This is a genomic window from Streptomyces sp. NPDC107559, assembly GCF_055657365.1.
Map to the genome: position 1 here is coordinate 471,123 of NZ_JBVKBD010000007.1, position 8,106 is coordinate 479,228.

General features: G+C 71.9%; 6 protein-coding genes, 1 rRNA gene and 1 pseudogene. 1 reads left to right on the top strand and 7 read right to left on the bottom strand.

What is annotated here, in order from left to right:
- Nucleotide 1: 1 nt before the first annotated feature.
- The 4 genes from ACZ7OY_RS23395 to ACZ7OY_RS23410 all read right to left on the bottom strand — a co-directional run bounded on the left by ACZ7OY_RS23395 (nucleotide 2) and on the right by ACZ7OY_RS23410 (nucleotide 4,133).
- A complete protein-coding gene (locus tag ACZ7OY_RS23395) occupies nucleotides 2-913 on the bottom strand; it encodes an ABC transporter ATP-binding protein (protein ID WP_471913123.1) in 912 nt (303 codons plus the stop codon).
- Nucleotides 910-1,923 (bottom strand): FecCD family ABC transporter permease, encoded by a 1,014-nt coding sequence (locus ACZ7OY_RS23400; protein ID WP_471913147.1) that lies wholly within the window; start codon nucleotides 1,921-1,923, stop codon nucleotides 910-912. The genes ACZ7OY_RS23395 and ACZ7OY_RS23400 overlap by 4 nt, the downstream gene beginning before the upstream one ends.
- A 77-nt stretch (nucleotides 1,924-2,000) precedes the next feature.
- Nucleotides 2,001-3,044 carry a FecCD family ABC transporter permease gene (locus ACZ7OY_RS23405; protein ID WP_471913124.1) on the bottom strand — a complete coding sequence of 348 codons (1,044 nt, stop codon included), beginning with the start codon at nucleotides 3,042-3,044 and terminating at the stop codon, nucleotides 2,001-2,003.
- Between the two features lie 60 nt (nucleotides 3,045-3,104).
- Complete coding sequence (locus tag ACZ7OY_RS23410; protein ID WP_471913125.1) at nucleotides 3,105-4,133, bottom strand: HAD hydrolase-like protein; 1,029 nt, start codon at nucleotides 4,131-4,133, stop codon at nucleotides 3,105-3,107.
- Between the two features lie 71 nt (nucleotides 4,134-4,204).
- Here ACZ7OY_RS23410 and ACZ7OY_RS23415 point away from each other — a divergent pair, with 71 nt between their 5' ends.
- Nucleotides 4,205-5,491: a DUF1015 family protein gene (locus tag ACZ7OY_RS23415; protein WP_471913126.1), complete on the top strand. Its 1,287-nt coding sequence runs from the start codon at nucleotides 4,205-4,207 to the stop codon at nucleotides 5,489-5,491.
- 78 nt (nucleotides 5,492-5,569) lie between these two features.
- Here the strand turns inward: ACZ7OY_RS23415 and ACZ7OY_RS23420 are convergent, their stop codons facing one another.
- The 3 genes and pseudogenes from ACZ7OY_RS23420 to rrf form a co-directional block, all read right to left on the bottom strand.
- A complete protein-coding gene (locus ACZ7OY_RS23420; RefSeq protein ID WP_471913148.1) occupies nucleotides 5,570-6,487 on the bottom strand; it encodes a tetratricopeptide repeat protein in 918 nt (305 codons plus the stop codon).
- Between the two features lie 630 nt (nucleotides 6,488-7,117).
- A pseudogene (locus ACZ7OY_RS23425) lies at nucleotides 7,118-7,960 on the bottom strand (hypothetical protein); the annotation flags it as partial.
- Between the two features lie 55 nt (nucleotides 7,961-8,015).
- A 5S ribosomal RNA gene (gene rrf / locus ACZ7OY_RS23430) occupies nucleotides 8,016-8,106 on the bottom strand; the annotation flags it as partial.

Genomic DNA, 8,106 nt, shown 5'->3' on the forward strand with positions numbered 1-8,106 from the left:
CTCAGGAAGCTCCTGTGACGGCGGCCGGCACCTCGGCCGCGGCGGCCTTCGCCGCACCGCGCGCCTTGCGCGCCGCCGGGACCACCAGCGGCGTCCCCGTCTCGGGGTCGTCGATGACCTGGCAGCGCAGCCCGAAGACCTCCTCGACCAGAGCGGCCGTGACGACCTCGCCGGGCTCGCCCTGGGCGATGACCCGCCCGCCGCGCAGCGCGATGAGATGCGTGGCGTACCGGGCCGCGTGGTTGAGGTCGTGCAGCACGGCGACCAGCGTGCGGCCCTGCTCCTCGTGCAGCTGGGCGCAGAGGTCGAGCACGTCGATCTGGTGCTGGATGTCCAGATAGGTCGTCGGCTCGTCGAGCAGCAGCAGCGGCGTCTGCTGGGCGAGCGCCATCGCGATCCACACGCGCTGGCGCTGGCCGCCGGAGAGTTCGTCGACATAGCGTTCGGCGAGCTCGGCGACGCCGGTCTGCGCCATGGACTCCTGCACGACCCGCTCGTCCTCGGCCGACCACTGGCGCAGCAGCCCCTGATGCGGGTAGCGACCGCGGCCCACCAGGTCGGCGACGGTGATCCCGTCCGGCGCGATCGACGACTGCGGCAGCAGGCCCAGCGTCCGCGCGACCTTCTTCGCGGGCATCGACTGGATGACCTGCCCGTCGAGCAGCACCCGGCCCTCACTCGGCTTCAGCATCCGCGACAGCGCCCGCAGGAGCGTCGACTTGCCGCACGCGTTCGGGCCGACGATCACCGTGAAGGAGTTGTCGGGTATCTCCACCGACAGCTGTTCGGCGATGACCCGCTGGTCGTAGGCGAGGGTGACGTTCTCTGCGGACAGACGGTTCACGGTGCTCCTCGGATTGTTCGGTCCGCCGGTGGGGGTGGAGGCCGACGCGTCGACGGGGGTGGCGCTCATATCCGGCCCGCCCTGCGCTCGGTGACCAGCAGCCACAGCAGGTACACGCCGCCGAGTACGCCGGTCACCACGCCCACGGGCAACTGTTCGGCGCCGAAGGCCCGCTGCGAGGCCCAGTCGGCGGTGACCAGGAGGGCGGCGCCCATGCACAGCGACGGCACGAGGTTCGGCCCGGGGGAACGGGTGAGCCGCCGGGCGAGCTGCGGCGCGGTGAGCGCCACGAAGCTGACGGGTCCCGCGGCGGCGGTGGCGGTCGCGGTGAGCAGGACGGCGGCCACCATCAGCAGCAGCCGTACGCGCTCCACCCGCACCCCGAGGGCGTTGGCCACGTCGTCGCCCATCTCCGTCATCCGCAGCCCGCGGGCGTTGACGAGGACGAGCGGGACGAGCACCGCGCACAGACCGAGCAGCGGCCAGACCTGTGCCCAGTCGCGGCCGTCGAGGGAACCGGTCATCCAGACGACGGCACGCGCCGCGTCCACGATGTCGGACTTGGTCAGCAGATAGCCGTTGACCGCCGTGACGACGGCCGACACGCCGATGCCGACCAGCACCAGCCGGTAGCCGTGCACGCCCTGCTTCCAGGACAGCAGGTAGATGGCGAGACCGGTCAGCAGACCGCCGGCGAGCGCGCCGAGGGTGACCTCGGTGGCGTCCCCGGACAGCAGCACGATCACCACGAGCGCGCCGGCCGTCGCCCCCTGCCCGAGGCCCAGCACGTCCGGACTGCCCAGCGGATTGCGGGTGATGGACTGGAACAGCGCGCCGCCGAGCCCCAGCGAGGCACCCACCAGCAGACCGACCAGGACCCGCGGCAGCCGGAGTTCGTCGACGATGAACTCCTGCCCCGGCGTGCCGTTCCCCGCGAGCGTTTTGAGGACGTCGCCGGGCGGGATCGGGAAGTCGCCGGTGCCGATCAGGACCACGCTCGCGGCGAGCGCCGCGGCCAGCAGCAGCACGACGACGGTGACCGTGCGCACGTCCAGCCGAAGCGAGAACCCGCCCGGCATGCGCAGCGCGCGGGTGGCCCGATTCGCGCCGGAGGTCCGGTTCGCCTTGGTGGCCCGGGAGTTCTTCACTGCCGTCCTCACAGCTGCGCCGTCCTGCGTCGTCGTACGAGAAAGATGAAGACCGGGCCGCCGACGAGCGCGGTGACGATGCCCACCTGGAGTTCCGAGGGGCGCACGACCACCCGGCCGACGACGTCCGCGCCGAGCAGCAGCACGGGCGACAGGACGGCGGCGTACGGCATGATCCAGCGCATGTCGGGGCCGGTGAAGGAGCGCACGACGTGCGGCACCATCAGCCCGACGAACACGATGGGTCCGCAGGCGGCGGTCGCCGCTCCGCAGAGCACGGTGGCCGCGAGCATGGACAGCGCCCGGGTGCGGTTGAGATGGGCCCCCAGCGCCTTGGCGGTGTCGTCGCCCATGGACATCGCGTTGAGCGGCCGGGCCAGCGCGAGCGCGAGCAGCGTGCCGACGGCGAAGAACGGCAGCACCTGGGTGATGGTCGAGTCGGTCGCCGACGACAGCGACCCGACCGTCCAGAAGCGCATCCGGCCCAGCGCCGCCTTGTCCATGATCATCACGGCCTGGACGTAGCCGTACAGCGCGGCGCTGATGGCGGTGCCGGCGAGCGCGAGCCGCACCGGGGTGGCGCCCCGGCTGCCGCCGAGGAACCACACCAGCGCGCCCACGGCCGCCGCGCCGAAGAAGGCGAACCACACATAGCCGCTCAGGCTGGTGACACCGAAGTAGGTGATGGCCGTGACGACCGCGGCGGACGCGCCCGCGTTGATCCCGAGCAGCCCGGGGTCGGCCAGCGGGTTGCGGGTGAGCGCCTGCAGGACGGCCCCCGACAGCCCGAGCGCCGCGCCGGCGAGCAGCCCGAGGAGGGTCCGCGACAGCCGCTCGTCGACCACGACGTCGCTGTAGGTGCCGGTGCTTGTGAACAGGCCGTGCCAGACCTGCTCCAGGGACAGTTCTTTCGCCCCGATCGCGATGCTCGTCATCGCGACGAGCGCCAGGACCGCGGCGGACAGGAGCAGCCCGAGGCTGCGTACCGCCCGGCGGGTTGAGGGCGCGGGGGCGGTCGCCGCGCGCTGTTCAGGAGGACTGTCGACCAACACGCAGTTAGGTTAGCCTACCCTCCTATTTTCCCTCGACGTCCGGTGGTTCACCGGCAGGACTCACAACCCCAGCCGCGCCAGCGCCTTTCCGCCGTCCAGCGTGCACGCGCCGTCCCCGGCCGCGGTCCAGGCCGCCGCACACAGCGCGCGCAGTCCGTCCAGGGCCTCGCCGTCACCCGTCAGTTCCAGCGTCTCCGCGCCGGCCGTCGCCGTCCAGCCGCCGCAACGGAAACCCCGGCCCTCCGCGATGACCTCCGGCTGCCCGGCCGACAGCCCACGCAGGTCCGCGTCGACGTACGTCGGCCGGTGCTGCGGCGGGGCGGCGAGCAGCTGCGCACCGTCGGTCACCCCGGTCAGCACGAGCAGGGAGTCGACCTCGCCGTTGAACGCGCCCTCGATGTCGGTGTCCAGCCGGTCGCCCACCACCAGCGGCCGCTCGGCGCCGGTCCGCAGGATCGTCTCCCGGTGCATCGGCGGCAACGGCTTGCCCGCCACCTGCGGTTCGGCGCCCGTCGCTATCCGCACGACCTGCACCGCGGCACCGTTGCCCGGCGCGATACCGCGTCCGCTGGGAATCGTCAGATCGGTGTTGGACGCGAACCACGGCACCCCGCGCGCGACGGCGTAGGAAGCCTCCGCGAAACGTCCCCAGGTCAGATCCGGCCCTCCGTACCCCTGCACCACGGCCGCCGGCTCGTCGTCGGCCGACTCCACGGGCTCCAGACCGCGCTCGCGCAGGGCGACCCGCAGCCCCTCCCCGCCGATCACCAGCACCCGGGAGCCGGCCGGCACCTGCTCGCTGATCAGCCGCGCCACCGCCTGCGCCGACGTGATGACGTCGTCCGCCTCCGTCGGAATCCCCAGCTCGGTCAGATGCCCGGCCACCGCGTCCGGCGTCCGCAGCGCGTTGTTCGTGACGTACGCCAGGTGCATGCCGCCCGCGCGGACCGCGGCCAGCGACTCGACCGCGTACACGATCGCCTTGCCCCCCGCGTACACCACCCCGTCCAGATCGAGCAGCGCCGTGTCGTACGCCTTGCTCAGGGCCTGCCCACTGCCCTCGGGCCTTGTCCTGACGCTCCGGCTCATTCCGCATCGCTCCTCGGTCGATCCCTTTCCCAGATCATCTCTCATGCCACCGACACACGTACGATGCCTGGATGAACCTTGCAGGTCACTCGGAAGCAACGGCGCGCCGAGGCCTGGAACTCACCCCGTTCCGAGGCCTGCGCTACGACCCCGACCGGGTCGGCAGCCTGGCAGCCGTGACGTCGCCCCCGTACGACGTGGTGGTCCGGCCCGACGGCGTGTACCACCTCCAGTCGGCCGATCCGCACAACATCGTCCGGTTGATCCTCCCGCAGGACACCACCCCCTCGGCCCGCAACGAACGCGCGGCCGACACCCTGCACCACTGGCTGGACGAGGGCATCCTGGCCGCGGACGCCCAACCGGGGATCTACGTCTACGAGCAGCGCGACGACGCGGGCCTCCTGCTCCAGCGCGGCCTGATCGGCGCCCTGCGGCTGACCGAGCCGGCGGAGGGCGTGGTGCTGCCGCACGAGGACGTGATGCCGCACATCGTCGCGGACCGCGCCGCCCTCATGCGCGCCACCTCCGCGAACCTCGAACCGCTCCTGCTGACCTACCGCGGCGACGGCGACACCGCCGATGTCATCGAGCGCACCGCCGGGCGAGAGCCACTTCTGTCGACGACCACCGAGGACGGTTACGGCCACCGCCTCTGGTCGATCACCGACCCCGCCGATCTGGCCCGGGTCCAGACGGATCTCTCCCAGCACCAGGCCCTGATCGCCGACGGTCACCACCGCTGGGCGACGTATCTGCGTCTACGCGCGGAGCATGCCTCGCCCGGACCCTGGGACTACGGTCTCGTCCTCCTCGTCGACACGCTCCGCTACCCGCTGCGCGTCCGCGCGATCCACCGGCTCCTGCACACCCTCCCGATCGCCGACGCCCTGGCGGCCCTGACCGACCTCTTCCGTGTCCGGCACCTCGACGTGCCGCTGCCGGACGCCCTGAAGGCACTCGCCGAAGCGGCCGAGACGGGCAACGCGTTCCTGCTGGCCGGCGACGGCTCCTTCCATCTGGTCGACCAGCCGGACCCGGAGCTCCTGGCCCGGACGGTCCCCACGGACCGCCCCGCGCTCTGGCGCACCCTGGACGCCACGGTCCTGCACGCCACGCTCCTCGAACACGTCTGGCGCATCCCCGAGGACTCCCCCGCCCATATCGCCTACATCCACGACACGGCCGCCACCGTGGAGAAGGCGGAGCGGGACGGCGGTACGGCCGTACTGATGCACCCGGTCCACGAGGAGGTCGTCCGCGACCTGGCCCGGCAGGGCATCACCATGCCCCGCAAGTCGACGTCCTTCGGCCCGAAGCCCGCATCGGGCCTGGTGCTGCGCACGCTGGAGTTCTGACCCCCCGGACACCGGCCCCGGACACACGAAAGGGCGGGACCCCGTCACCGGGATCCCGCCCTCACTCACCGCCGCAGGTCAGTCCTTGTCGACAGCCTTCGCGTCGGCCTCGTCGTGCGCCTTGCCGTCGACCTCGTCCTCGTCGTCGTCCTCGTCCTCGTCCTCGGAGAGGTCGTCGGCCGTGTCGTCGAGCAGCTCGTCGTCCTGGTCGTCGTCGTCCAGGTCGTCACTCACGTCGATGTCGCTGTCGTCATCGTCGTCATCGACATCCGCATCGTCATCGTCATCGTCGCCATCGACATCCGCGTCGACGTCCGACTCGTCCCGGCCCCGGGACTCCTCGTGGGACTCGCTCTCGTCGTCGTCGAGGGCGTCGACGAACTCCACCCCGTCCAGCTCGGCGAGCCGGTCGGAGGCGTCCGTGCTGCCGTCCCGGTCAGCCTCGACGGCCTTCGCGAACCACTCCCGCGCCTCGCCACGCCGCTCGACGGCCAGCAGCGCGTCGGCGTACGCATACCGCAGCCGCGCAGTCCACGGCTGGACGGAGCTGGAGGCGAGCTCGGGGCTCTGCAGCGTCACGATGGCCGCCTCCAGCTGCCCCATGTCACGCCGGGCACCGGCCGCGACGAGCCGCATCTCGACCTGACCGGCCTTGTCCAGCTTGTGCACCTCGGGAGCGCCGGCCATGTCGAGGGCCTTCTCCGGCCGCCCGAGCCCACGCTCGCAGTCGGCCATGACGGGCCACAGCTCGACGGTGCCGGTCATCCGACGCGCGGCCCGGAACTCGGCGAGAGCCTCGCTGTACTTCTGGTTCGCGTACGCGGCGAAGCCGGCCGCCTCGCGCACGGCCGCGACCCGGGAAGCGAGCCGCAGGGCGATCCGCGAGTAGGCGTAGGCGCGCTCGGGCTCCTCGTCGATCAGCCGCGCGACCATCACCAGGTTCTTGGCGACGTCCTCGGCCAGCGTCTTCGGCAGGCTCAGCAGCTCCTGCCGCACGTCCTGGTCGATCTCCTCGCCGGTGACGTCCTCCGCGATCGGCAGCCGCTTGATCGGCTCACGGTCCCGGTCCCGCTCGTCGCGGAAACGCCCGCCACCGCGCCGGTCGTCACGGCGGTCGTCCCGCCGGTCGTCACGGCCACGGAAACCGCCCGGACGGCCGGAACGGTCATCGCGTCGGTCGTCACGGCGGGGACCACGGCTGCCGCGGTCGTCCCGCCCCTGGAACCCACCGCGGTCGCCCCGGCTGTCGTCCCGACGGCCATAGCCGCCACGGTCTCCACGGTCCTCGCCACGCCGGTCGTCGCGCCGGAAGTCGCCGCGGTCGTCACGACGGAAGGGGGGACGCTCACCACGGTCGTCACGACGGAAGGGGGGACGCTCACCACGGTCGTCACGACGGAAGGGGGGACGCTCACCACGGTCGTCACGACGGAAGTCACCGCGATCGTCACGCCGGTCATCGCGGCGGAAGCCACCGCGGTCACCGCCCGGACGGTCGTCACGGCGACCGTAGCCGCCAGCACGGTCGTCACGCCGGTCGTCGCGCCGGAAGTCGCCGCGGTCGTCACGACGGAACGCGGGACGCTCACCACGGTCGTCACGACGGAAGGGGGGACGCTCACCACGGTCGTCACGACGGAAGGGGGGACGCTCACCACGGTCATCGCGACGCGGACCACCCGAACGGTCGTCACGCTGGTACGCCGGACGAGAACCACGCTCATCACGCCGGTCGTCACGGCGGAAGTCGCCGCGGTCGTCACGACGGAAGGGGGGACGCTCACCACGGTCATCACGACGGAAGGGGGGACGCTCACCACGGTCATCACGACGCGGACCACCCGAACGGTCGTCACGACGGCCGTAGCCACCGCCCCCGCGGTTGTCGCCGCGGTCGTCACGCCGGAAGGGGGGACGCTCGCCACGGTCATCGCGACGCGGACCACCCGAACGGTCGTCACGCTGGTACGCCGGACGAGACCCACGCTCATCACGCCGGTCGCCCCCGCGGTTGTCGCCGCGGTCGTCACGACGGAAGGGGGGACGCTCACCGCGGTCATCGCGACGCGGACCACCCGAACGGTCGTCACGACGGCCGTAGCCACCGCCCCCGCGGTTGTCGTCACGGCGGAAACCACCGCGGTCGCCACGGTCGCCATCTCGCCGGTCGTCGCGGCGGAAGCCTCCGCGATCACCGCCACGGTCACCGCCACGGTCACCGCCACGGTCGCTGTCGCGACGGTCGTGGCCACCGCGGTCGTCACGACGGAAGCCGCCACGGTCTCCGCGGTCTCCGTAGTGACCGCTTCGAGCACCACGGTCGCCACGATCACCACTGTCCCGTCGCCGCTGGTCGCGCTCCGGTCGATCGTCGGGAGAGTTGGTGGACATCGGTGACTCCTGTCTTCGGTACCCGGTACCGCATTCATTCTCGCGCAGCCGAGTACCCGGCGCGCTCCGGAAAAACAAAAAAGGACCCCTGGTCCCAGCGTTGAACGCTGGGACCAGGGGTCCTCCAAAGATTGTTCGGCGGCGTCCTACTCTCCCACAGGGTCCCCCCTGCAGTACCATCGGCGCTGTGAGGCTTAGCTTCCGGGTTCGGAATGTAACCGGGC